This window comes from Hydrogenophaga taeniospiralis CCUG 15921 (assembly GCF_001592305.1).
In the GTDB taxonomy this organism is placed as follows: domain Bacteria; phylum Pseudomonadota; class Gammaproteobacteria; order Burkholderiales; family Burkholderiaceae_C; genus Hydrogenophaga; species Hydrogenophaga taeniospiralis.
The window spans coordinates 352,049-375,553 of sequence record NZ_BCWR01000001.1 but is presented as its reverse complement, the minus strand read 5'-3'; the positions used below and the strand labels follow the sequence as shown (position 1 = coordinate 375,553).

Below are 23,505 nucleotides of genomic sequence, written 5' to 3'. Positions count from 1 at the left end.
CCCTACGGTCCACCGGACGCTGCGTGATAAAGCCGCGCAGCGCCGGTGACCTTCGGGTTAACCCACATGCTGACACTGGCCGAAGCCCTAGATGACGCTGCTGCGCTGGCTGAATTCAGTGGAGTTCAAGTAATGAGCGTCACGAGTCGCGGAGCCTCTGGGCAGACTCCATTGCATTGGATGGCTGCACTGGGCGATGTCGCTGGAATCGACGTGCTTCTTGCTGCTGGAGCTGACATAGACGCTGCGGATTTCCAAGGCGCCACGCCGCTTCACGAGGCAGTCTCCTCGCGGCAACATGCAGCAGTCCGGACCTTGTTGCAGCGCGGAGCCCGAGCCGACATTCAAAACTCTACTGGCAGAACTCCCTGTGACTCGGCAGAGGAGGAAGGGTACGCTCCGGTATTGAAGGTCTTCAACGATGCAGGTTAACTTGTCAATCGACACGGACGTGCAACTGCAGGAGGCGGCTTCGCCGCGAGTGTTGATGGTCCGTTCATCTTCGCGTTGGATGACTGCTTCGCCGACATAGCAACGGCGGTTCATGGCTGATACCCGCCCGACACTTGAGTCTTGCCGTGCAGGCCCTGGAAAAAAACTTGTACTCGCCTGTCGAAACTCAATCCCTTGGATCGTCGTTGAAGGGGAGCACGTCACCGAATGCGCTCCCCCTCACTCGCAGCAACGACTGAAAGGAATTCAAATGTCTGCTCAAGAACCCATCAAAGGTCCGGCTTCCTACTTTCCATCCATCGAGAAGAAGTACGGCAAACCCATTGCCCACTGGATGCAAGTCCTTGAGAAAGCCGGGCCGCTCAAGCACATGGAACTCGTCGGCCATCTGAAGGCCGAGCATCAGCTGGGGCACGGCCACGCCAATGCGCTGGTCGCGTGGTTTGTGGCACAAAAGAAGTAGGCAGCAAGCTCGCTTGCGAGAGGAACACCATGAGCAAAGTATTCGTCAACATTGGGCTGAGCCTCGATGGCTACATGGCACCGGAAGGCATGACCATGGGCAAGCCTGAATACAAGAACTGGGGCGCCAAGTGGGGTGCGCTGATGGCCTGGGTCATCAATCAACAATATTTCCGAGAGAACCTCAAGCTCGGGCCAGGGGGCGAGACCGGCCCGGTCAATGACCTGCTTCGCAGCACCACGGAGCGCATCGGTGCCAACGTCATGGGCAAGCGCATGTTCGACCAGGGCGAGGTCGCCTGGCCAGAAGAGGCGCCGTTTCACACGCCGGTCTACGTGCTGACCCACGAGAAACGCGAACCTTGGGTGCGCCCCGGTGGGACGACGTTTCACTTCATCAATGACGGGCCGGCGCGTGCCCTGGAGCTGGCGCGGGAAGCCGCAGGTAGCCGTGATGTTCGTATCGCGGGTGGGGCGGACGTGATCCAGCAGTATCTGAACCTGGGTGTCGTCGACGAGCTGGAAATCGCCTTGGCACCGGTGTTGTTCGGCAGCGGGCGGCGTCTCTTCGAGAACCTGCGCGACCCGGGGCCACAGTTTCGCATCGACAGGGTTCTTGATGGACCAGCCGCCACACACTTGCGCTATGTGCGCCAGTGAGGGCGGCCAAACCACCGAAGCACAGCAACACAATTCACTGCCATCAATCATGAAAGCGCCATGACCATGAAGACCACAGAAACCGAAGCATTGCTCCAACTGCTCCAGACCCGCTTCGAGAAACACATGCACCGGCATGCCGGGGCGGCTTGGTCAGACGTGCGCGCCAGGCTCGAAGGCCATCCCGATGCGCTGAAATCGTTGCAAGCGATGGAGGCCACGGGCGGCGAGCCGGACGTTCTGGGGGAGGCCACGGATTCCGGTCACATCGTTTTCTGCGACTGTTCCCCGGAAAGCCCCACGGGGCGCAGAAGCACCTGTTTCGACGCCGAAGCGCGTGCCGCCAGGAAGGAAAACAGGCCCGAGAGCAGCGCGGCCGAGATGGCCGCTGCGATGGGCATTGAGCTGCTGACGGAGGAGCAGTACCGGGCGCTGCAGGCGCACGGTGAGTTTGACTTGAAGACGTCCAGCTGGCTCCAGACGCCGCCGGAGGTCCGGGCGCTCGGTGGGGCCCTGTTTGGTGACCGGCGCTACGGCCGGGTGTTCATCTATCACAACGGCGTGCAGTCGTACTACGCGGCCAGGGGTTTTCGGGGTTGGCTGCGGGTCTGAGTCTTGGCGTGCCGACCGCCCGGCGTTGGCCAGGTTTCTGAACTATCCTCCCGAGACATGATAAAAGTCGCCCAGCTGTTGATGTCTGCCTGCCTGTTGGTCGGCTGTGCGTCTTACGACCCCATCGTCGCGCCTGACCTGGAGCCGGGTCGCCTACCGCCGCCCGACGTCACGCTCAGTATTGCCGGCCTGGGCCCCTGCACCGACAACCCGGACCGCAGCCTGCACCTGAAAGCGGGCGAGCCGGTCACCGTGCTGGTCCACGGCTGTTTCGGATCTTCGGGCCAGTTCCGTGCGCTGGCACAGGTGCTGGCCTTCCAGGGCCAGCAATCGGCCTGCTTCACCTACGACGACCGCGCGGCGCTCGACGACAGCGCGGGTGCCCTGCGCAGCGCCGCCACGCAACTCACCGCGCTGTCTGGCGGCCCACCCGTCACCGTCGTCGGTCACAGCCAGGGCGCACTGATCGCACGCAGAGCGCTGACCGATGCAGTGGAGCCGGCACCGTCATTGCCAGCCCCCCAGGCTGTGAACTGGCGGCTGGTGACCATCTCCGGTCCGTTCTCCGGCATCGACGCGGCCAGCACCTGTGGCAAGAACTGGCTCTACCCTCTGACGCTGGGCCTGTTGCCGCTGAGCTGCCACATCTTCACCGGCCCAAAGTGGAAAGACATCACGTTTTCGTCAGACTTCATCACCGAGCCCGGTCAGCTGCTGGCGGGGGTCAACTACCTGAAGATAGACACCGCTGAAGAGGGCACTTGCCGCCGCGAAGCCAACGGCCGTTGCCTGGAAAGCGATGACATTTTCTCGTTGGCCGAGCAACGCAATGCACGGGTCGAAACCGGCGCCGCAGTGGACCGCGTGCAGGTGCAGGCCGGCCACGTGGAGATCGTGGGCGACAAGCTGCGGGCGCCGACCAAGCTGATCACGGTACTGCAAGACAAGGGGGTGCTGCGCCTCGTAGCCGCCAGCCGCAGGGAAGCGTTTGAGCGGATGTTGGCGGTGGCGTATGGCCTGCAGTCGGATGCCTTGCGCAGGCCGGCGGTCTCCCGTTGATGCTCTGTTCATGAGCCACCGCACAACAAGCGGCTGAACCGGTTCATGCGACGTGGTTATTTCAAGGTGGATACGACGTGGTGGCTGGACGCAGAGAAGATGGCGGGCCGCGATCTGAAGTGGCAACGCCATGGCCATTCAGAAGACCGGGTCCACCAACACCGAAAGGATCTCGATGACCACCGCACTTGCTCTCATCATCAAACACAAGACGCAGCCTGGCCAACGCGAGGAAGTTCGAAAGGTCTGGGAGAAGCACATGGCCCCAGCCATTGCGGCCAACCCGGGCCATACCGCTTACTTCTACTGCTTCGACAATGCAGACCCCGATTCCATCTGCGCATTCCAGCAATACTCGAGCGCTGAAGCGTCCCAAGACTTCCTGAAAACGAGCACCTACGCCGCGTATCTGAAAGACGTGGAGCCTTTGCTGGTCGGTCCTCCCCAAGTCACGGCGCTCACGCCCATGTGGTCCAAAGTGGCCTAAACCCTTGCGGGCGCCCCCATCGTTGAAACAGAGGGCAACAAGATGAAGATGGTTCTGACGTCGGCGACGAATCCCGATGAGTACATGGCTTGTCTCGGCGGCTGGCAACAAAGCTATGCACAGGCCTTGCGCTCGGTGGTTCGCAGCGCCGCACCCGAGCTGGAAGAGCGGCTGAAGTGGGGCCACATCGTCTACTTCGCCCATGGCCCGGTGCTGCTCATTCGGGCGGAACCCACCCGCGTGTTGTTTGGTTTCTGGAAAGGTCAGCGCCTGCGGCACATCGAGCCCCGCCTGAGGCCAGGCGGGAAGTACCAGATGGCCACCCTGGAGCTGAAAGAGGGCACGCCGTTCCTCCAGGAAACCGCTGTTCGTCTGGCCACGGAGGCTTCTACACTCGCCCGTCATGAGTAACCCCGTCTCGAACCTCGCTGAGCTGCTTCAAACCATGCAGCCCTCGCTGAACGAGGGGGTCTACGTCTTTGCTTCCGTGCCGCCAGACACCGACACCCGCTCGCTGGAGCCGATCGCCACGTTTCGGGAAGCCGAAGGCCTCACGCTCATCGTGGAGGAACAGCGGGCGCTGAAGGCGGGGCTGCCCGTGTTGTTCCGCGCCGCGTGGATCACGCTCACGGTGCATTCCGATCTCCAGGCCGTGGGGCTCACGGCCGCCGTCGCCGCCGCGCTGGCCCTGGCCCACATCAGCTGCAACGTCGTGGCCGCGGCGTTTCACGACCACATCTTTGTGCCCGTCGAGTCGGGGGGCGAAGCACTGGCCGCCTTGCAGCAGCTTCAGCGGCGCAGCGGCCAGGGTGCCGGGTAGGCCTTCGGCCAAGAGCTTGCCTCGCCTGGCAACGGCCTTCAGCGCCGCGCCAGATCGTCCAGCAGGAACCGCGCCGTCGCCACGTTCGTCGCACACGGCACGTTGTGCACGTCGCAGGCACGCAGCAGCGCGCTGATGTCGGGTTCGTGGGGCTGGGCGGTCATGGGGTCGCGCAGGAAGACCACGGCGTCCACCTCGCCCATGGACAGCCGCGCGCCGATCTGCAGGTCGCCGCCGAGCGGGCCGCTGAGCAGGCGTTCCACGTTGAGGCCCGCTTCCGCCTGCAGGCGGGCGCCGGTGGTGCCGGTGGCCATGAGCGTGTGTTGTCGCAGCAGCGGCGCGAACTCGGTGGCCAGGGCCACCATGTCGTTCTTTTTCATGTCGTGGGCGACGAGGGCGATTCTCATGGTGGGCGGCTCGGGTTCGTTGTTTCGTCAGCGGGTGGGCAGGCCGTGCTGCTGCCGCAGGTGCTCCAGCAGTTCGGCGCAGGCGTCTTCGATGATGTCGAGCACGTGCTCGAAGCCGGCCGCGCCGCCGTAATACGGGTCGGGCACGTCGGGCGAGTTCACGCGGCGGCTGTGCTGGGTGAGCAGGCGCACCTTGTGGGCGTGTTCGGGCGGGCACAGGTCCAGGGTGTCGCGCAGGTTGGCTTCGTCCATCACCAAGACGTGGTCGGCGGCGGCGCAGTCGCTGGCGCTCAGGCGGCTGGCGCGCAGGTCCGACAGGTCGTAGCCGCGCCGGGCGGCGTGGGCCTGGCTGCGTTCGTCGGGCGGGGCGCCCACGTGGTAGCCGTGGGTGCCGGCGGAGACGACGGTGATGTGTTCCTCCAGGCCCGCCTGGCGAACGCAGTGGCGAAACACGCCGTGCGCGCTGGGGCTGCGGCAGATGTTGCCCATGCAGACAAAGAGCACGCGCACGGGCGGCGCGGCGGGCTTCTCTGGAGCGCTCACTGGCCGGCTTTCTCCATGGCCTTGGCCATGGTCTTGCCCAGCTCCACGCCCCATTGGTCGTAGGCGTTGATGCCCCAGATGGCGGCCTGGGTGAACACCTTGTGCTCGTACAGCGCGATCAGCGCGCCCAGGCTGCGCGGGGTGAGCGCGTCGAGCCAGATGGTGCTGCTGGGCACGTCGCCCTTGAAGGCGCGCTGGCTCACGAAGACTTCCGCCTGTTCGGCGCTCAGCCCTTCGGCCTGCAGGGCGGCCAGGGTGTCGGCTGCGTTGCGGCCCACGGCCAGGGCCTGGGCCTGGGCGCGCAGGTTGAGGTTCACCACGCGGTGGTGTTCGGCGGCCAGGGGCAGGGGGGTGTCTTCGCTCTGCACGCCGATGAATTCCACCGGCACGCGGTGCGTGCCCTGGTGCAGCAGCTGGAAGTAGGCGTGTTGCCCGTCGATGCCCAGGCCGCCCCAGAGGATGGGGCCGGTGTCGGTGTCGCAGGGCTGGCCGTCTTTGCGGGTGCGTTTGCCGTTGCTTTCCATGTCCATCTGCTGCACGAAGGGCGCGAAGCGCACCAGGCGGCTGGGGTAACACGAGAGTAGCTGGGTGGGGCAGTGCAGGAAGTTGCGGTTCCACACGCCGCTCAGGGCCAGGACGATGGGCAGGTTCTGCGCCAGCGGGGCGCTGCGGAAGTGCGTGTCCATGGCCTGGCCGCCGGCCAGGAATTCGCGGAACGCGGACGAGCCGATGGCCAGCGCCAGCGGCAGGCCGAGCGCGGACCACACCGAGTACCGGCCGCCCACCCAGTCCCAGAAGGTGAAGGTGTGTTCGGCGGGGTAGCCGGCGGCGCCGGACTTCTGCGGCGCGGCGGTGATGGCGACCAGGTGCGGGCTTTGCGCCGCGCCGGTGATGCCCGCGTCTTCCAGCCAGCCACGCGCGGAGGCGGCGTTGGTCATGGTTTCTTGCGTGGTGAAGGTCTTGCTGGCCACGATGATGAGCGTGGTGAGCGGGTTCAGGCCGCGCAGCGTGCTGTGCAGCGCCCAGGCGTCGGGGTTGCTGACGAAGTGCACGCGCACGCCCGGGCCCTGGGCGTGGTGGCCGTCGCTGCACCACGGGGCCAGCGCGTCGGCCGCCATGCGTGGGCCGAGGTCGGAGCCGCCGATGCCGATGTTCACCACGTCTGTGATGGCCAGGCCGGTGCTGCCTTTGACTTCACCGGCACGCACACGGTCGGCGAAGGCGCAGACGCGGTCCAGCTCGGCCTGCACCTGCTGCTGGATGTCCGCACCCCAGGGCGCATCGTTGCCGGTGGCGCCGGGTGTGCCGCGCAGCGCCACGTGCAAGACGGCGCGCTGCTCGCTGGTGTTGATGGTGTCGCCGCGGAACATGGCGTCGCGCTGGGCTTCCACGCCGGCCTGGCGGGCCAGGTCCATCAGCGCGGCCCACACGGCGCCGTCCAGCGCCTGGCGGCTGAAGTCGATCTGGATGCCGGTGCCGCTGGCGGCGACCTGCATCTGCTCGCGCCCGGGGGCGGCGAGGCGTTCGCGCAGGTGGGGCTGGGGTTCGGCGGCGAGGGCGGCGAGCTGTTGCCAGGCGGGGAATTGGGTGGGGTTGGTCATGTGCGATCCCTTTGAATGGTTTGAGTTTCGCATGCTCGCCAGTGGGGTTTTCGACGTGGCAGCGGAGGTGCGAGACGGGCCAGGATGCCGCAGAACCGGCCTCGCCGGGCCGCTGGCATCGCCCCCTGGGGGTGACGCAAGCGGCGCGGGGGGAACCTACCCCGCCGCCAGCGCGGTGGCTTCGCGCGCCAACTGCGTGATGCGCTTCCAGTCGCCCGCGGCCAGCGCGTCGGCCGGCGTGAGCCAGGAGCCGCCGGCCATGGCCACGTTGGGCAGCTTCAGGAAGTCTTTCAGGTTCTCGGGGCTCACGCCGCCGGTGGGACAGAACATCACGTCGGGGATGGGCGCGCCCAGCGCCTTGAGCATGCCCAGGCCGCCGGCCTGCTGCGCGGGGAACAGCTTCATCAGCGTGAAGCCCTGTTCGCGCCGGTGCATCACCTCGCCGGGCGTCATCACGCCGGGGATGAAGGGCAGCCTGGCGGCTTTGACGGCTTCGACCAGTTCGTCGGTGCAGCCGGGCGAGAGCGCGAAGCTGGCGCCCGCGTCGATCACGCGCTGCACTTCGGCCACGCGGGTCACCGTGCCGGCGCCGGTGTGCATCTGCGGCACGGCCTTGGCCACGGCTTCGATGCTGGCGAGCGCGGCGTCGGAACGCAGGGTGATTTCCATCACGTCGATACCGCCTTCAAGCAGGGCGTGGGCCAGCGGCACGGCGTGGGCCGGGTCGCTGAGCACGATGACGGGCACGACGCGGGAGGTGAAGGCGGGGCGGGAGAAACAGGTGGTGGTCATGGGGGTGTCCAGTTCAGGGGCGGTCGCCAAACAAGGGAGAGGCGCCGGATTCCGCAGTGCTCGCGTGCGCGCGGAACAGGCCAAACAGTTCACGGCCGGTGCCGTGGGCGTTGTGGCTCAGGTCGGGATGGTGGATGTTGCGCGCGGCCAGTGTGGCGGCGTCCACTTCCAGCTCTAGCACGCCGCGCTCGCAGTCCAGCGTGATCCAGTCGCCGTCCATCACGCGGGCAATCGGGCCGTCGGCCAGGGCTTCGGGGCTGAGGTGGATGGCGGCGGGCACCTTGCCCGAGGCGCCGCTCATGCGGCCGTCGGTGACCAGGGCCACCTTGAAGCCTTTGTCCTGCAGCACGGCCAGCGGCGGCGTGAGCTTGTGCAGCTCGGGCATGCCGTTGGCGCGCGGGCCCTGGTATCGCACCACGGCGATCAGGTCCTTGTTGATCTGGCCGTTGTTGAACAGGGCCAGCAGATCTTGCTGGTCGCTCACCACCACGGCCTGGGCACGCACCACACGGTGCTCGGGCTTCACGGCCGACACCTTGACCACGCTGCGCCCCAGGTTGCCCTTGAGCAGGCGCAGGCCGCCGTCGGCGCTGAAGGGTTCGGCCACCGGGCGCAGCACGCTGGTGTCGCCGCTGGTGGTGGGCACCGGGCGCCAGGCGAGGGCACCGTCGTCCAGCCAGGGTTCGTTGACGTAGGCCGTGAGGCCCGCGCCCATCACCGTCATGACGTTGGCGTGCAGCAGGCCGTGGGTGAGCAGTTCGTGCATCAGGAAGCCCATGCCGCCGGCGGCGTGGAAGTGGTTCACGTCGGCGCTGCCATTGGGGTAGACGCGCGCCAGCAGTGGCACCACGGCGGAGAGTTCGGCGAAGTCGTCCCAGTCGATCAGCACGCCGGCGGCGCGCGCCATGGCCACGAGGTGGATGGTGTGGTTGGTCGAGCCGCCGGTGGCGAGCAGGCCGATGATGCCGTTGACGATGGTGTTGACGCTCAGGATGTCGGCCAGGCAGACCGCGGGCTCGCCGGTGCGGCCGGTGTTGGCCACGGCGCGCTGCATCGCGGCCTGGGTGAGGGCGTCGCGCAGCGGCGTGCCGGGGTTCACGAACGACGCGCCGGGCAGGTGCAGGCCCATGATCTCCATGAGCATCTGGTTGCTGTTGGCGGTGCCGTAGAAGGTGCAGGTGCCGGGGCTGTGGTAGGCCTGGGCCTCGCTCTCCAGCAGCGCCTCACGGCCCACCAGGCCCTGCGCGTACTGCTGGCGCACCTTGGCCTTGGCGTCGTTGGAGAGGCCCGAGGTCATGGGGCCGGCGGGTACGAAGACCGCGCTCAGGTGGCCGAACTGCGCCGCGCCCATGAACAGGCCGGGCACGATCTTGTCGCAGATGCCGAGGAAGAGCGCGGCGTCGAACACGTTGTGCGACAGCGCCACCGAGGTGGCCAGCGCGATCACGTCGCGCGAGAACAGCGAGAGCTCCATGCCCGCGGCGCCCTGCGTGACGCCGTCGCACATGGCGGGCACGCCGCCGGCCACCTGCGCGGTCACGCCCAGGGCGTGCGCGTACTCGCGCAACCGTTCGGGGTAGTGCTCGTAGGGCTGGTGGGCCGAGAGCATGTCGTTGTAGGCGGTGACGATGCCCACGTGTGGCGCGCGCTCGGCGTGGATCTTGAGCTTGTCGTTGGCAGGCAGGGCGGCCGTGGTGTGCGCCATGTTGGCGCAGCCCATGCCGCTGCGCTGCGTGCCGGTCTTGCGCTGCGCGGCCATGCTGGCGAGGTAGGTGGCGCGGGTGGCAGCGCTGCGCTGGGCGATGCGCTCGGTCACGTGGGCGATGGTGGGGTGCAGGGGGGTTGTGTTCATGAGGCGTTTCCTGTTCATGTCATCCAGACGCTCACGGGGGTCTGGGTCTGGTTGATCACCAGCGAGATCGGAAGTGCCGCGTCCGCCTGTTGGGCGGCTCGGCGGTAGACGGCGAGCTTGTTCTCGCCAGCGATGGACAGCACCAGCTCACGCGCGGCCAGCAGGGCGCTGAGGGTGAAGCTGATGCGCGCATGCGGCGCAGTGTCGGGCACCACCCAGGCCAGGCGCTGATCGGTGGCGATGGCTCGCGCGTAGCCGGGCGCGGCGGGGAACAGCGAAGCGGTGTGCGCGTCTTCGCCCATGCCGAGCACGGCCACGTCCAGCGGCCAGGGCAGGGCGGCGATGCGTTCTTCGGCGTCGCGCACCAGCGCGTCCAGCACTTCGGCATTGAACTTCGGCGCGAGTTCGCGGAAGAACGGCACGAAGCGGGCAGCCGAGGCGCGGCCTTGCAGCAGGTGGCGGGCCACCAGGGCGGTGTTGCTGTCGGCGTGGTCGCGCGGGACCACCCGCTCGTCCACCAGCACGACGGTCACTTTCGCCCAGTCCAGGTCCTGCTCGCACAGGGCTTCAAACATGGGAATGGGCGACTTGCCGCCCGACACCGCGAGGCTGGCCTTGCCGCGCGCGGCGATGGCGCTGCGCAGGGCGTTGGCGATGTGCTCCGCGAGGGCCGCGGGGGGGGCGTTGGGGTGTTCGGTTACCGCCATCAGGACTCCTCTACCCAGGAAGAGCCTTCGCGCGCCATCAAGGCGGAAGACGCCGCCGGCCCCCAGCTGCCCGCTGTGTACGACTTGGGCTTTTCGTTGAGCTGTTGCCAGCCGTTGATGATGGGCTCAACCCAGCTCCAGGCGGCTTCCAGTTCGTCGCGGCGCATGAAGTGCGTGAGGCGGCCTTTGATGACGTCGATCAGCAGGCGCTCGTAGGCTTCGGCGCGGCGCTCGGAGAAGGCGGTTTCCAGGTCGAGGTTCAGGCTCACCGGGCGCAGGCGCATGCCGCTGCCGGGCTCCTTGGCCATCATCTGCAGCTGGATGTGTTCTTCCGGCTGCAGGCGGATCATCAGGCGGTTGACCGACTGGCGCGGCGAGTCCTGGAAGATGGTGAAGGGCAGGTCGGCGAACTCGATCACGATCTCGGACTGGCGCGCCGCCATGCGCTTGCCGGTGCGCAGGAAGATGGGCACGTTGGCCCAGCGCCAGTTGTTGATGTGGGCCTTGAGGGCCACGAAGGTTTCGGTGCTGCTGTGGGGCGGGACGTTGGCTTCCTGCAGGTAGCCCAGGGCGGCGCCGCCGTTGGCCGCGCCCGCGGTGTACTGTCCGCGCACGGTGTCCTTGGCCACGTCGGCCATGGTCATGGGGCGCAGCGAGCGCAGCACCTTGAGCTTTTCGTCGCGCACGGCGTCGGGGTCGAGCGACACCGGCGGCTCCATGGCCACGATGCACAGCAGCTGCAGCAAGTGGTTCTGCACCATGTCGCGCATGGCGCCAGTGCCGTCGTAGAAGCCGGCGCGGCTGCCCACGCCCACGCTCTCGGCCACAGTGATCTGCACGCTCTTGATGTAGGGGCTGCGCCAGAGCGGTTCGAAGATGGTGTTGCCGAAGCGCAGGACCATCAGGTTCTGCACCGTTTCCTTGCCCAGGTAGTGGTCGATGCGGAAGATCTGCTGTTCCTGGAAATACTGGCCCACGTCGTCGTTGATCTGCCGCGCCGAGGCCAGGTCGTGGCCCAGCGGCTTTTCCAGCACCACGCGCGAGTTCGCGTCGATAAGGCCGGCACCGGCCAGGTTGGCGCAGATGCCCACGAACAGGCTGGGCGCGGTGGCCAGGTAGTACACGCGGTCCGAGCCGGGCTGCAGGGCGGCGCCGAGCGCGGCGTAGTCGGGCGCCTGCGTGGCGTCGAGGGCGACATAGTCCAGCCGCTCCAGGAACCCCTGCCACGAGGCCATGTTGTAGGCCTTGGCCTCGATGAAGCCGGGCACTTTTTCCTGGATGAATTCGACGAAGGCGGCGCGGTCCCAGGGCTGGCGGCCCAGCGCGTGGATGCGGGTGGACGCGGGCAGGTTGTTGTGCAGGTGCGCCATGTACAGCGCGGGCAGCAGCTTGCGCACCGAGAGGTCGCCCACCCCGCCAAAGATCACCAGATCGAGTGGGGAAGCCGCGGCGGAGGGGGGCGTGGAGGTGGTCATGTCTCTAATTTAGTTACGCGAATGATGGGATTTTAATGTAATCAAGTTACATGCAGGTTACCGGTTGTGATCGGATTTTTCGCGGGTTCCGACGCACCGGTGACCTGGGTTCAAAGCGCATTGAACACCGGCGGCACGGCGGCCACGCGCGCCACCACCTCGGCCAGGCTGGGTGGCACGCAGCCGGTCTGCATCACGCACAGGCTGGCGCTGGCCACGGCCCGGCCCAGGATGTGGTGCACGTCTTCGGCGTCCAGCGCGATCTGGTCGGCGTGGCGGGCGGCCTGCACCACCGGGCGTTCGAGCAGGGCGGCCAGCAGGCCGGCCAGGAAGCAGTCGCCCGCGCCCACGGTGTCGGCCACTCGCACGGGCTGCGGCTCGGCGGCCTGCCAGCCGCGGCCGTCGCGGTGCAGCAGCACGGCGCCTCGGGGCCCGAGCGTGAGGGCCAGCCAGGTGGCGGGCGTGGCCCGCAGCAGCTCGCGGGCCCCCTGCAGCGGGTCGGCGGCGGTGAAGCCCAGCGTGACCAGATCGTCGTCGCTCACCTTGACGAGGTGGGCCTGGCCGAGCGCGGCCATGACGCTGGCCTGGTAGGCCGCCATGTCCGGCACGATGGCCGGGCGCAGGTTGGCGTCGACCGCCACGAAGCGCCCGGCGGCGCGTTGGGCCATGAGCCAGGGCAGGTATTTGGCGCTGTCGTCGGCCACCAGGGCCAGGCAGCCGGTGGCCACCAGCTTGAGCTGTGTTTCGGCCGCGCACTGGCGGGTCATGTGGGTGGCATTGACCTGGCGGTCGGCCACGCCGTCTCTGTAGAAGCTGTAGCTGGCCTTGCCCTGTTCGTCCAGGCCCACCACCGCCAGCGAGGTGGGTTCGTGGGCCGGGGTTGCCTGCGCCAGCGCCACGCCCGCCTGGTGGATGCCCTCGGCCAGCAGGCGGCCGAAGCGGTCGCCCGAGAGCGGGTTGAGGTAGAGCGTGCCCACGCCCTGCAGGCCCAGGGCACGGCTCAGGTTGTAGACCGCGCCCCCGGCGCAGGGGCGCAGCCGGCCGTCGGCCTCTTCGATCAGATCGATCAGGGCCTCGCCGGCGGTGGCGACATGTAACGGTTGCTGCTGTTTAGGGAAAACCATAACTAAATCCAGTTGATTTATTAACCTGAAGCGAAATATAGTTCAGCCACTCCGCAGCGCCCACCGTGTAAACCCCAAGGGGGCTGGCTGCCGAGGTTTGAGTCCCGTTTGTCCGTCCATCATCCATCCCTTCGAGGAGACACCTGTGAAAAAACTCGTTCCCGCCTTCGCCTTCACCGCCCTGGCCCTGGCCGTCGGCATGGCTTCCGCCGCCGAACCCGTGATCGGCCTGATCACCAAGACCGAGTCCAACCCCTTCTTCGTGAAGATGAAGGAAGGCGCCACCGCCGAAGCCACCAAGCTCGGCGCCAAGCTGTTGTCGGCCGCGGGCAAGACCGACGGCGACAACGCCGGCCAGGTGACCGCGATGGAAAACATGATCGCCGCGGGCGCCAAGACCATCCTGATCACCCCCAGCGACGCCAAGGCCATCATCCCCGCCATCAAGAAGGCGCAGAAGCAGGGCGTGATGGTGATCGCGCTGGACAGCCCGACCGACCCGGCCACCGCCGTGGACGCGCTGTTCGCCACCGACAACTACAAGGCCGGTGTGCTGATCGGCCAGTACGCCAAGGCGGCCATGGGCGGCAAGAAAGCCGTCATCGCCACGCTCGACCTGTTCCCCGGCCACCCGGTGGGCGCCCAGCGCCACAACGGCTTCCTGAAGGGCTTTGGCCTGACCGCCCCCGACGCCAAGAGCAACAACCTCGGTGGCGCCGCCGCCGGCGTGGCCTGCATGGCCGACAGCTTCGGTGACGCAGCCAAGGGCCAGACCGGCATGGAAAACTGCCTGCAGAAGAACCCCGGCATCAATCTCGTCTACACCATCAACGAACCCGCCGCCGCCGGTGCCTACAAGGCGCTCAAGGCCGCTGGCAAGGAAAAAAACGTGGTCATCGTCTCGGTGGACGGCGGCTGCGCCGGTGTGAAAGACGTGGGCGCGGGCGTGATCGCCGCCACCAGCCAGCAGTACCCGCTGAAGATGGCCGCCATGGGCGTGGCCGCGGGTGTGGAATACGCCAAGACCGGCAAGAAGGTCAGCGGCTACACCGACACCGGCGTGACCCTGATCGCGGACAAGGCGGTGGCCGGCGTCGACAGCAAGGACGTGAAGACGGGTATGGACCTCTGTTGGGGTAATAAATAAGGGACACCCCCCTGCGCCGCTTTGCGGCTTCCCCCCTCTCTGGCGCCTTCGGCTTGGAGGGGGGACGGCACCTCGGGCCGGCGGAGCCGGACCCTTGGTGCCCCTGGTGGGGGATCGCCTCGCTTCGCTTGGCGACTTGCGCCTTCTCTGTTCCTTTGACTGAGTGAGCCTGCGTTAGACGGGTACTCCGTGAGCATCGCCCCGGACTGAACGGGGAGTTGCTGCCACCACATTTCTTCTGATTGGACGGGCTACCGCCATGAACTCCCTCAAAGCCAAACTTCCGCCCATGGGCACGCTCGGGCCTTTCATTGCCCTGGTGGTTGCCTGCGGGTTCTTTGCCACGCAGAGCGACCGCTTTCTGTCGCTGCAGAACTTCTCGCTGATCCTGCAGCAGGTGATGGTGGTGGGCACCATCGCCATCGGCCAGACCCTCATCATCCTGACCGCCGGCATCGATCTGTCGTGCGGCATGATCATGGCGCTGGGCAGCATCGTGATGACCAAGATGGGCGCCGATTTCGGTCTCTCCGCGCCGGTCGCGATCACGCTGGGCATCGGCGCCACGGCGCTGTTTGGCCTGGTCAACGGCCTGCTGGTCACCAAGGCCAAGCTGCCGCCCTTCATCGTCACGCTGGGCACGCTGAACATTGCCTTCGCCATCACCCAGCTGTACTCGGGCTCGCAGACCGTCACCGAGGTGTCCGACGGCATGACCTGGCTGGGCAACTCGTTTCGCATCGGCGAGACCAACATCCTCTACGGCGTGGTGCTGATGCTCGCGCTCTACCTGATCACCTGGCTGTTCCTGCGCGAGACCGCGCCGGGCCGCCACATCTACGCCGTGGGCAACAGCCCCGAGGCCACACGCCTCACCGGTATTTCCACCGACAAGGTGCTGCTGGGCGTGTACGTGCTGGCCGGGGTGTTCTACGGCATCGCCTCGCTGCTGTCCGTGGCACGCATCGGCGCCGGTGACCCGAACGCCGGGCAGACCGAAAACCTCGACGCCATCACCGCCGTGGTGCTGGGCGGCACCAGCCTGTTCGGCGGCCGCGGCATCGTCCTGGGCACCCTGGTGGGCGCGCTCATCGTGGGTGTGTTCCGCAACGGCCTCACGCTCATGGGCGTGTCCTCGGTCTACCAGATCCTGGTCACGGGTGTGCTGGTCATTCTTGCCGTGCTCACCGATCAAATGTCCCGCAAAGGAGCCCGCTGATGTCTACCGCACCCAATGCCCAAAGCCCGCTCGTGATCCAGGCCAAGGGTCTGGTCAAACGCTACGGCCAGGTCACCGCGCTCGACGGTGCTGACTTCGAACTGCGTGCCGGGGAAATCCTGGCCGTGATCGGCGACAACGGCGCCGGCAAGTCCTCGCTGATCAAGTGCCTGGCCGGCGCCACGATTCCCGACGAAGGCGAGATCTACCTGGACGGCCAGCGCGCCCACTTCAAGAGCCCGATCGACGCGCGCCGCGCCGGCATCGAGACGGTCTACCAGGACCTCGCCGTGGCCCCGGCCATGACGATCGCCGAGAACCTGTTCCTCGGCCGCGAAATCCGCCGCCCCGGCTTCCTCGGCAGCGTGCTGCAGGTGATCGACAAGAAGAAGATGCTGGCTGAAAGCATCGCGCGCATGAACGACCTGAAGGTCGGCATCCGCTCCATGACGCAGGCGGTGGAAACGCTCTCGGGCGGCCAGCGCCAGTGCGTGGCCGTGGCGCGCGCTGCGGCCTTCGCGCAGCACGTGGTCATCATGGACGAGCCCACCGCGGCGCTGGGCGTGAAGGAGGGCAACATGGTGCTGGAGCTGATCCGCCGCGTGCGCGACAAGGGCCTGCCCGTGATCCTGATTTCGCACAACATGCCGCACGTGTTCGAGATCGCCGACCGCATCCACATCGCCCGCCTGGGCAAACGCGCGGCCGTGGTCGACCCCAAGCACATCAGCATGAGCGACACCGTGGCCGTGATGACGGGCGCGAAGTCGGTCGACGAGTTGCCTGCGCAAGCTCTGGCGCACTGAAAGACCAAGATGCTCAAAGGCATTGATCCCTTGCTCAGCCCGGACCTGCTCAAGCTGCTGGCCGAGATGGGCCACGACGATGCGGTGGTGCTGGCCGACGCCAACTTCACCGCGATGAGCCTGGGCGCGGGCAAGCCGGTGCTGCGCCTGCCGGGCATCGGCATGGTGCGCACGGTGCAGGCCGTGGCCAGCGTGTTGCCGCTGGCCGAGGACGTGCCGCACCCGGTGGCCTACATGCAGGTCGGCGGTACCGAGGCTGGCTACCGCTCCGCCCTGCAGCGCGAGACGCTGGCGGTGCTGGCCGCCGAAGGCCTGCGGGACGACCAGGCCGAGGCCGTGGAGCGTTACGCGTTCTACGAGCGTGTGAAAAAGGCCTACGCCATCGTCGTCACCGGAGAGCTGGAGCCCTGGGGCAATTTCATCTTGCGCAAGGGCGTGCTCGGCAGCAGCCTGCGGGTGTAGGCATGTCAAACTCGGCGGCTGTGAACGACCCCAAACCGACCGAATCCGCCGACGGGCCTGCCGCCGAACCCAGCCCGGAACCCGCCGACAACCCCCGGTTGCGCCCGCGCGGCTCCAACCAGGTGGGCATGCGCCAGTTCAACGACCGCGTGGTGCTGCAGGCCCTGCGCGTGCACGGCAGTTGCCCCAAGGCCGAGTTGGCGCGGCTCACCGGCCTCACGGCCCAGACCATCGGCCTGATCACCGCCCGGCTCGACGAAGACCAGTTGCTCACGCGCGAAGCGCCGGTGCGCGGGCGGGTGGGCCAGCCTTCGGTGCCGATCGGCCTGAACCCCGACGGTGCCTTCGCCGTGGGCATCAAGATCGGGCGGCGCAGCGCCGACTGGCTGCTGGTGGACTTCACTGGCCACGTGCGCGAGCGCCTGGTGCTGGACTACCCCTTTCCCGACAGCGAAACCCTGCTGCCCGCCATCGGCGAGAACCTGAACCGCCTGCTCGACGGGCTGGGCGCGCTGCGCAGCCGCGTGGTGGGCGTGGGCGTGGCCGCGCCGTTCCAGCTGGGTGGCTGGCACCGCATGCTGGGCCTGACCGAAGCGCAGTCGCAGGCCTGGAACCAGATCGACCTGGCCGCCGAGGTGCAGCGCCTGACCGAGCTGCCGGTGAGCTACGCCAAGGACACCGCCGCCGCCTGCGTGGCCGAGCTGCTGCAGGGGCGCGGGCGCGACCTGCACAGCTACCTCTACCTGTTCATGGACACCTTCGTGGGCGGCGGGCTGGTGATCAACTCGCACCTGCACCGCGGCACCCACGGCAACGCCGCCGCGGTGGCTTCCCTGCCGTTGCAGGTAGCGGTGCCCCACATGAAGGAGCTGCCCGCGCAACTGATCAGCCAGGCCTCGCTGTGGGACCTGGAACAGCGCTTTCGCGAACACGCGCTCGACCCCATGGCCGCCTACGATGCGCGCGCCATGCAGGCGCCCTGGTTGCCCTACACCCGCGAGTGGATCGCCCGCGCCGCGCTCGCGCTGGCGCACTGCATCGTGTCGGGCACCGCCTTTCTGGACCTGGACGCGGTGGTGGTGGACGGCTCCACCGCCGCGCCCTTGCTGCAAGGCCTGCTGCTGCAGACCACCGAGGCGCTCAAGGCCTACAACTGGGAAGGCCTGCAGCAGATGCCGCGGCTGGAGCTGGGCAGCATCGGCTCGGACGCGCGCGCGCTCGGTGGCGCGCTGCTGCCGCTGCACGCGTGCTTCGCGCCGGACCGGGACGTGTTCCTGAAGGTCTGACGGTCTGGAACCCCCTTTGACGGGTAGCGCGAAGCGCTGCGGGGGTGTTTCCCTTCAAGCCTGTAGGAAGAGGCCGCCCCAGGGTTCGAACACGATGGTGCCGCCTTCAATGCGGGCGCCGCCCAGGCCGCTGCCTTCGAGCACACGGGCGTTCGACCAGTCCGCGGGCAGTGTGAGCGAGGCCGGGGTCTCGCTGAAATTGAAGGCGCAGAGCACGCGTTGCGAGGCTGCGGTGCGCACGTAGGCCAGCACCTGTTCGCTCACGGGCAGCAGGTCCATGTCGCCCTGCCACAGCGCGGGCTGATCGCGCCGCCAGTGGAGCAGCTGCGTGAAGTAGCTGAGCAGTGAGCCGGCGTCACCCCGCTGGCGGTCCACCGCGAGGGGCCGGTGCTCCGGCGGCACCGGCAGCCAGCAACGTTCACTGTCGGAGAAGCCGGCGTGGGGCGCCTCGGCGGTCCAGGGCATGGGGGTTCTGCAGCCGTCGCGGCCCTTGACCTCGGGCCACATGCTGATGCCGTAGGGGTCCTGCAGGTCTTCAAATGCGATGGTGGCTTCGGGCAGGCCCAGCTCTTCGCCCTGGTACAGGCAGATGGTGCCGCGCAGGCTCATCTGGAAGGCCGCGGCCAGGCGCAGCAGGCACGGGTCGGGGTGCTCGCCACCCCAGCGCGTGCTCACCCGCGCCACGTCGTGGTTGGACAGCGCCCAGCAGGGCCAGCCGTCGCCCGCCACGCGCTGGAACTGATCGATCACGTTGTGCAGGAAGGGCGCGCCGTGTGATGCGCCGAGCAGGGTGAAGCAGTAGGCCATGTGCAGCTTGTCGCTGCCACCGGTGTAGTCGGCCATCATGGTCAGCCCGGCCTCGTCGCCGATCTCGCCGACCATGGTGGTGTCGTGGTACTGGTCCACCAGGCTGCGCAGGCGTCGCAGGAAACCCAGCGCTTCGGGCTGGCTCTTGTCGTACCGGTGGTGCTGCCACGAATAGGGGTTGGACGAGGGGGCCGAAGGGTCTTCGACCAGCGGCACGCCGCGCCCCGGGTTGTCGCGCAGGGCCGCGTCGTGGAAGCAGAAGTTGATGGCGTCGAGGCGGTAGCCGTCCACACCGAGCTCCAGCCAGAACTTCACGGTGGCGAGCAGCGCGTCCTGCACCTCGGGGTTGTGGAAGTTCAGGTCGGGCTGGCTGCTGAGGAAGTTGTGCAGGTAGTACTGGCGCCGGCGCGTGTCCCACTGCCAGGCGCTGCCGCCGAAGATGGAGAGCCAGTTGTTGGGTGGGGTGCCGTCGTGGCGGGCATCGGCCCAGACGAACCAGTCGGCCTTGGGGTTGTCGCGGCTGGCGCGGCTCTCGACGAACCAGGGGTGCTGGTCGGAGCAGTGCGAGAGCACCTGGTCGATCATGACCTTGAGGCCCAGCGCGTGGGCGCGGGCCAGCAGGGCCTTGAAGTCGCCCAGGGTGCCGAACATCGGGTCCACGTCGCAGTAGTCGCTGACGTCGTAGCCGAAGTCCTTCATGGGGCTCTTGAAGAAGGGCGAGAGCCAGATGGCGTCGGCACCGAGTGCGGCAATGTGGTCCAGGCGCCGCGTGACGCCGGCCAGGTCGCCGATGCCGTCGCCGTTGCTGTCCTGGAAACTGCGTGGGTAGACCTGGTAGATCACGCCGCCGCGCCACCACGGGTGGTGCTGGGAAAAGGTTTGAGAGTTCATGGATTGGATGAACAGGAGGGGAGGAATTTCAGCGCTTGGGGGCCACGCCAGTGGAGCGCTGCATAAGGGCCTGCAGCCAGCGGGCGCTGTGTTTTGGGGTACGGGTCTGCGTGGCGTAGTCCACGTGAACGATGCCGAAACGCTGGCTGTAGCCCTCGGCCCACTCGAAGTTGTCAAGCAGACTCCAGACATAGTAGCCACGGATGTCAAACCCCGCTTCGATGAGGGTGGACAGCTCGGCCAGATGTGTCTGCAGGTAGTGCGTGCGCATCACATCGTGGCACTCGCCCTGGCTCACGCCGGTGTTGTCGGCGGCACCGTTTTCCGTGATCCAGATCGGCGGCAGGGGCCACTGGGCGCAGAGCTTGCGGACCATCCGGCCCAGTCCCGATGGATAGATTTCCCAGCCGATGTCGGTCAGGGGATGCTCGGCCCCGGTGGGGGGGACGATGGCATAACCCCGGCGGGTTTCGCTGGCGCTGGCGGGCGCGCGTGCGACCGAGCGGGTGTAGTAGTTGAGGCCGATGAAGTCCAGCGGCTGCGCGCAGATGGCCAGGTCTTCACTGCGGCGCTCGTGCGCCCGCGTGCCGATCTGGGCCAGCATCTCGGCGGGCCACTCCCGGCCGAACAGGGGGTTGAGGAACACGTCGTTGCGTTCGAGTTCGGCCAAACGCGCGGCCGCCACGTCCGCGGCGGCGGCGCTGGCCGGGTCGCAGAGTTCGGGGTTGAGCACGATGCCCAGCGCGGTGTCCGACCGCACCGCGCGCCAGGCCTGCACTGCCAGGCCGTGGGCCAGCATGAGGTGGTGGGCCGCGACCAGCGAGGCCTCGCGGTCTTGCAGGCCGGGGGCGAACACGCCCCGGTCGTGGCCCAGAAAGGCGCTGCACCAGGGTTCGTTGAGCGTGGCCACGCGCGGCAGGCGGTCGCCCAGCTCGCGCGCGATCAGGTCGGCGTAGTCGGCGAAGCGCTGCGCGGTGTCGCGGTTCAGCCAGCCGCCTTCCAGGTGCGAGGGCAGGTCCCAGTGGAACAGGGTGGCGTTGGGGGTGATGCCGTGCCGCTGCAGCTCGTCGAGCAGGCGCCGGTAGAAGTCCAGGCCCGCCGGGTTGGGGCGGCCTTGCGCGTCCATCACGCGCGTCCAGGCGATGGAGAAACGGTAGTGCCGCAAGCCCAGCGAGGCCATCAAAGCGACGTCTTCGGGGTAGCGGTGGTAGTGGTCGCAAGCCACCAAGCCGTCGCTGGCGTCCTTGATGCGACCGGGCTGCGCACAGAAATCGTCCCAGATGCTCGGCAGCTTGCCACCCTCGTGGGCGCCCCCCTCGATCTGGAAAGCGGCGGTGGCACAACCCCATTCGAACGAAGAAGGGAAACTCAAAACATCGGTCATCGTTGATTCACAAGAAATGGGGGCGGAGAGAAATGTCCGTTCCAGTACACGCCGAAGATCCGGCTCCGCCGGTCAGAGGGCGTGGTCCCCCTGGGGGGAAGCCGCGCAGCGGCGCAGGGGGGAGCAATGCTCACGGCGCAGGGGGGCTCTACTTCACCGAGCCGGAGAGAAGGCCGCGCACGAAGAAACGTTGCAGCGAGAAGAAGACCAGCACCGGCACGGCGATGGAGACGAAGGCGCTGGCGGTGAGGATTTCCCAGCTCTCGCCGCGCGAGCCGAGCAGGTCGTTGAGCCGGATCGTCAGCACCACCTGGTCGGGGGACTTGCCCAGGAACACCAGCGCGATCAGGAAGTCGTTCCAGACCCAGAGGAACTGGAAGATCGCAAAACTCGCCAGCGCCGGGATGGACAGCGGCAGCACGATGCTGGTGAAGATCTGGAAATGCGTGGCGCCGTCCATGCGCGCGCTCTCGATGATGTCGCGCGGCAGCGAGGCGATGTAGTTGCGCAGCAGGTAGATGGCCAGGGGCAGGCCGAAGGCCGAGTGCGCCATCCAGATGCCCAGGTACGACTTGGACGGCATGCCCAGCGTTTCGCCGAGGTCGTTGTACAGCCGCAGCAGCGGGATGAGCGACATCTGCAGCGGCACGACCAGCAGGCCCACCACCACCACGAACAGCCAGCGCCGGCCGGGGAACTCCATCCAGCTGAAGGCGTAGGCGGCGAAGGCCGCGATCAGGATGGGGATGAAGGTCGCGGGAATGGTGACCTTGAAGGTGTTGAGGAAGGCATCGCCAACGCTCTCGGACGCCACCACCTTCTGGTAGTTGGTGGTCGTGAAGGAGGGCGGCTTTTCGGCCACGAAAAAGATGCGCACGCCGCGCGAACTCTCGTAGGCCTGGTTCAGCACCATCCGGTAGCTGCCGTCGGCGGCCACTGTGAGCGTGCCGTCGGGCCGGCCGTCTTCGTCGTCGAACACCTGGGCGTCGGCCAGCTCGACCGTCTTGCCGACGCGGAACTCGCCCGGGTTGGACGACTTGAGCGAGAAGCGGCTGAGCTTGACCGACGCGCCTTCGGGAAACAGGCGCCCGGCGATCACGAACTGGTCGCCCTCGGGCACCACGCTCTGGGCGCCGCCGGTGCGGCGCATGTCGGCCCGGGTCTGGGTGGACAGGGCGGTCCACCAGCCGCTGCTCACGATCTGTTCGCGGTCGCGGAAGCTGGAGACCAGCAGGCCGAAGGTCGGCAGCACCCAGGCCAGAACGATCACCAGCAGCAGGGCATGGGCGGCCAGTGTGGCGGGGGAGAGTTTGAGTTTCATCGTTGGGCCTCCTCGGCGCGGAAGCGGCGGATGTTGAAGGCCATCACCGGGATCACGGCCAGCATGAGCACCATGGCCAGGGTGGAGCTGCGCCCGTAGTCGCCGCCGCCGCGGAACATCCAGTCGTACATGAGGTTGGCCAGCACGCTGGTGTCCCACTGGCCGCCGGTCATGGCCATGACGATGTCGAACACCTTGAGCACCGTGATGGTGATGGTGGTCCAGACCACGAGGATGGTGGACATCACCTGCGGCACCATGATGGCAAAGAAGATCTGCAGCTCGCTGGCGCCGTCGATGCGCGCCGCTTCGAGGGTGTCGTTGGGCACGCCGCGCAGCGCCGCCGAGAGGATCACCATGGCGAAGCCGGTCTGGATCCAGATCAGGATGGCCATGAGGAAGAAGTTGTTCCAGAACGGCAGCGTGACCCAGGCCTGGGGCGCAAACCCCATGCCGGTGACGATGGCGTTGAGCAGGCCGATCTGTTCGGCGTCGGGCCCACGGAAGTCGAACACGAACTTCCAGATCACGCTTGCGCCGACGAAGCTGATTGCCATGGGCATGAACACCAGCGTCTTGGCCACATGGCCCCACCACACGCGGTCGGCCAGCACGGCCACCACCAGGCCCAGGGCCGTGGACACGGCGGGCACCACCAGCAGCCACATGAAGTTGTTGCGGATGGTGATGAGGAAGTTGTCGTCCTTGAACACCCAGACGTAGTTGGCCAGGCCCACGAAGGTCTGGCCGATCGCGTCGAAGAAGCTCAGGCGGAAGGTCTCGAACAGTGGATAGACGAGATACACGCCCAGCAGCAGCAGGGCAGGCGCCAGGAACAGCCAGGGCTGAACGTTGGAGCGAATGGCCTCGCGCCGGTTGCGCGTCGCAAAGGGCAGGGCAACGATGCGGTCGAGCACGAAGTTGCTGCCTGCGAAATACAGCAGACAGAAACCGACGCTGACCACCACGGCGAGCAGGGTCTGGAAGATCGATTCACTCATGGTGGTCCGTGGTCATTGGAGAAAGCAGGAAAGGACAACTGCAAATATGGACAACTGAAAACGGGCATCCGGAGCGCGTGTCCGAACCCAGGATGCCGCGGAACCGGCTCCGCCGGGCCGCTGGCAT

General features: G+C 67.2%; 25 protein-coding genes. 13 read left to right on the top strand and 12 right to left on the bottom strand.

What is annotated here, in order from left to right:
• Window positions 1–66: 66 nt before the first annotated feature.
• The 8 genes from HTA01S_RS26230 to HTA01S_RS01705 all read left to right on the top strand — a co-directional run bounded on the left by HTA01S_RS26230 (window position 67) and on the right by HTA01S_RS01705 (window position 4,553).
• A complete protein-coding gene (locus tag HTA01S_RS26230) occupies window positions 67–432 on the top strand; it encodes an ankyrin repeat domain-containing protein (RefSeq protein ID WP_157571927.1) in 366 nt (121 codons plus the stop codon).
• Window positions 433–703: 271 nt separating this feature from the next.
• Window positions 704–916 carry a DUF4287 domain-containing protein gene (locus HTA01S_RS01735; protein WP_068166830.1) on the top strand — a complete coding sequence of 71 codons (213 nt, stop codon included), beginning with the start codon at window positions 704–706 and terminating at the stop codon, window positions 914–916.
• Between the two features lie 29 nt (window positions 917–945).
• Window positions 946–1,575: a dihydrofolate reductase family protein gene (locus HTA01S_RS01730; protein ID WP_068166829.1), complete on the top strand. Its 630-nt coding sequence runs from the start codon at window positions 946–948 to the stop codon at window positions 1,573–1,575.
• 60 nt (window positions 1,576–1,635) lie between these two features.
• Entirely contained in the window at window positions 1,636–2,187 is a 552-nt protein-coding gene (locus HTA01S_RS01725; RefSeq protein WP_245637963.1) for a DUF4256 domain-containing protein, read from the top strand.
• Between the two features lie 57 nt (window positions 2,188–2,244).
• Complete coding sequence (locus HTA01S_RS01720) at window positions 2,245–3,246, top strand: esterase/lipase family protein (RefSeq protein ID WP_068166828.1); 1,002 nt, start codon at window positions 2,245–2,247, stop codon at window positions 3,244–3,246.
• Between the two features lie 130 nt (window positions 3,247–3,376).
• Window positions 3,377–3,733, top strand: coding sequence for a putative quinol monooxygenase (locus HTA01S_RS01715; protein WP_245637962.1), 357 nt, complete (start codon window positions 3,377–3,379; stop codon window positions 3,731–3,733).
• A gap of 42 nt (window positions 3,734–3,775) precedes the next feature.
• Window positions 3,776–4,144, top strand: a complete 369-nt coding sequence (locus HTA01S_RS01710; RefSeq protein ID WP_068166827.1) for a DUF1801 domain-containing protein — start codon at window positions 3,776–3,778, stop codon at window positions 4,142–4,144.
• Complete coding sequence (locus HTA01S_RS01705) at window positions 4,137–4,553, top strand: ACT domain-containing protein (RefSeq protein ID WP_068166826.1); 417 nt, start codon at window positions 4,137–4,139, stop codon at window positions 4,551–4,553. The genes HTA01S_RS01710 and HTA01S_RS01705 overlap by 8 nt, the downstream gene beginning before the upstream one ends.
• A gap of 38 nt (window positions 4,554–4,591) precedes the next feature.
• On the opposite strand, the gene HTA01S_RS01700 is transcribed toward HTA01S_RS01705, so the two are convergent.
• From HTA01S_RS01700 to HTA01S_RS01665, 8 genes are all read right to left on the bottom strand, one after another.
• The gene (locus HTA01S_RS01700) at window positions 4,592–4,960 is read right to left on the bottom strand and encodes a methylglyoxal synthase (protein WP_068166825.1); all 369 of its coding nucleotides are present in this window, start codon (window positions 4,958–4,960) and stop codon (window positions 4,592–4,594) included.
• Window positions 4,961–4,987: 27 nt separating this feature from the next.
• Window positions 4,988–5,449, bottom strand: a complete 462-nt coding sequence (locus HTA01S_RS01695) for a low molecular weight protein-tyrosine-phosphatase (protein WP_068167113.1) — start codon at window positions 5,447–5,449, stop codon at window positions 4,988–4,990.
• A gap of 50 nt (window positions 5,450–5,499) precedes the next feature.
• Complete coding sequence (pgi, locus tag HTA01S_RS01690) at window positions 5,500–7,104, bottom strand: glucose-6-phosphate isomerase (RefSeq protein ID WP_068166824.1); 1,605 nt, start codon at window positions 7,102–7,104, stop codon at window positions 5,500–5,502.
• Between the two features lie 156 nt (window positions 7,105–7,260).
• Window positions 7,261–7,896: a bifunctional 4-hydroxy-2-oxoglutarate aldolase/2-dehydro-3-deoxy-phosphogluconate aldolase gene (locus HTA01S_RS01685; RefSeq protein WP_068166823.1), complete on the bottom strand. Its 636-nt coding sequence runs from the start codon at window positions 7,894–7,896 to the stop codon at window positions 7,261–7,263.
• A gap of 13 nt (window positions 7,897–7,909) precedes the next feature.
• Window positions 7,910–9,748 carry a phosphogluconate dehydratase gene (gene edd / locus HTA01S_RS01680; protein WP_068166822.1) on the bottom strand — a complete coding sequence of 613 codons (1,839 nt, stop codon included), beginning with the start codon at window positions 9,746–9,748 and terminating at the stop codon, window positions 7,910–7,912.
• Window positions 9,749–9,762: 14 nt separating this feature from the next.
• The gene (gene pgl / locus HTA01S_RS01675; RefSeq protein ID WP_068166821.1) at window positions 9,763–10,455 is read right to left on the bottom strand and encodes a 6-phosphogluconolactonase; all 693 of its coding nucleotides are present in this window, start codon (window positions 10,453–10,455) and stop codon (window positions 9,763–9,765) included.
• Complete coding sequence (gene zwf / locus HTA01S_RS01670; RefSeq protein WP_068166820.1) at window positions 10,455–11,930, bottom strand: glucose-6-phosphate dehydrogenase; 1,476 nt, start codon at window positions 11,928–11,930, stop codon at window positions 10,455–10,457. Before zwf ends, pgl begins: the two co-directional genes overlap by 1 nt.
• A 110-nt stretch (window positions 11,931–12,040) precedes the next feature.
• Window positions 12,041–13,054 carry a PfkB family carbohydrate kinase gene (locus tag HTA01S_RS01665; RefSeq protein WP_068166819.1) on the bottom strand — a complete coding sequence of 338 codons (1,014 nt, stop codon included), beginning with the start codon at window positions 13,052–13,054 and terminating at the stop codon, window positions 12,041–12,043.
• A gap of 199 nt (window positions 13,055–13,253) precedes the next feature.
• Here HTA01S_RS01665 and HTA01S_RS01660 point away from each other — a divergent pair, with 199 nt between their 5' ends.
• The 5 genes from HTA01S_RS01660 to HTA01S_RS01640 all read left to right on the top strand — a co-directional run bounded on the left by HTA01S_RS01660 (window position 13,254) and on the right by HTA01S_RS01640 (window position 17,974).
• Window positions 13,254–14,201, top strand: coding sequence for a sugar ABC transporter substrate-binding protein (locus HTA01S_RS01660; RefSeq protein ID WP_068167112.1), 948 nt, complete (start codon window positions 13,254–13,256; stop codon window positions 14,199–14,201).
• Window positions 14,202–14,460: 259 nt separating this feature from the next.
• Window positions 14,461–15,420, top strand: a complete 960-nt coding sequence (locus tag HTA01S_RS01655; protein ID WP_068166818.1) for an ABC transporter permease — start codon at window positions 14,461–14,463, stop codon at window positions 15,418–15,420.
• Window positions 15,420–16,226 (top strand): ATP-binding cassette domain-containing protein, encoded by an 807-nt coding sequence (locus HTA01S_RS01650; RefSeq protein ID WP_068166817.1) that lies wholly within the window; start codon window positions 15,420–15,422, stop codon window positions 16,224–16,226. Before HTA01S_RS01655 ends, HTA01S_RS01650 begins: the two co-directional genes overlap by 1 nt.
• A gap of 9 nt (window positions 16,227–16,235) precedes the next feature.
• Window positions 16,236–16,688, top strand: coding sequence for an RbsD/FucU family protein (locus HTA01S_RS01645; protein ID WP_068166816.1), 453 nt, complete (start codon window positions 16,236–16,238; stop codon window positions 16,686–16,688).
• A 128-nt stretch (window positions 16,689–16,816) separates the two neighbouring features.
• Window positions 16,817–17,974, top strand: a complete 1,158-nt coding sequence (locus tag HTA01S_RS01640; protein WP_245637980.1) for an ROK family transcriptional regulator — start codon at window positions 16,817–16,819, stop codon at window positions 17,972–17,974.
• Window positions 17,975–18,028: 54 nt separating this feature from the next.
• Here the strand turns inward: HTA01S_RS01640 and HTA01S_RS01635 are convergent, their stop codons facing one another.
• The 4 genes from HTA01S_RS01635 to HTA01S_RS01620 form a co-directional block, all read right to left on the bottom strand.
• The gene (locus HTA01S_RS01635) at window positions 18,029–19,672 is read right to left on the bottom strand and encodes an alpha-glucosidase family protein (protein WP_068166815.1); all 1,644 of its coding nucleotides are present in this window, start codon (window positions 19,670–19,672) and stop codon (window positions 18,029–18,031) included.
• Window positions 19,673–19,700: 28 nt separating this feature from the next.
• On the bottom strand, window positions 19,701–21,056 hold the full coding sequence (locus HTA01S_RS01630; RefSeq protein WP_068166814.1) for a GH1 family beta-glucosidase: 1,356 nt from the start codon (window positions 21,054–21,056) through the stop codon (window positions 19,701–19,703).
• Between the two features lie 148 nt (window positions 21,057–21,204).
• The gene (locus HTA01S_RS01625; RefSeq protein WP_068166813.1) at window positions 21,205–22,377 is read right to left on the bottom strand and encodes a carbohydrate ABC transporter permease; all 1,173 of its coding nucleotides are present in this window, start codon (window positions 22,375–22,377) and stop codon (window positions 21,205–21,207) included.
• On the bottom strand, window positions 22,374–23,378 hold the full coding sequence (locus HTA01S_RS01620) for a carbohydrate ABC transporter permease (protein ID WP_068166812.1): 1,005 nt from the start codon (window positions 23,376–23,378) through the stop codon (window positions 22,374–22,376). Before HTA01S_RS01620 ends, HTA01S_RS01625 begins: the two co-directional genes overlap by 4 nt.
• Between the last annotated feature and the right edge of the window lie 127 nt (window positions 23,379–23,505).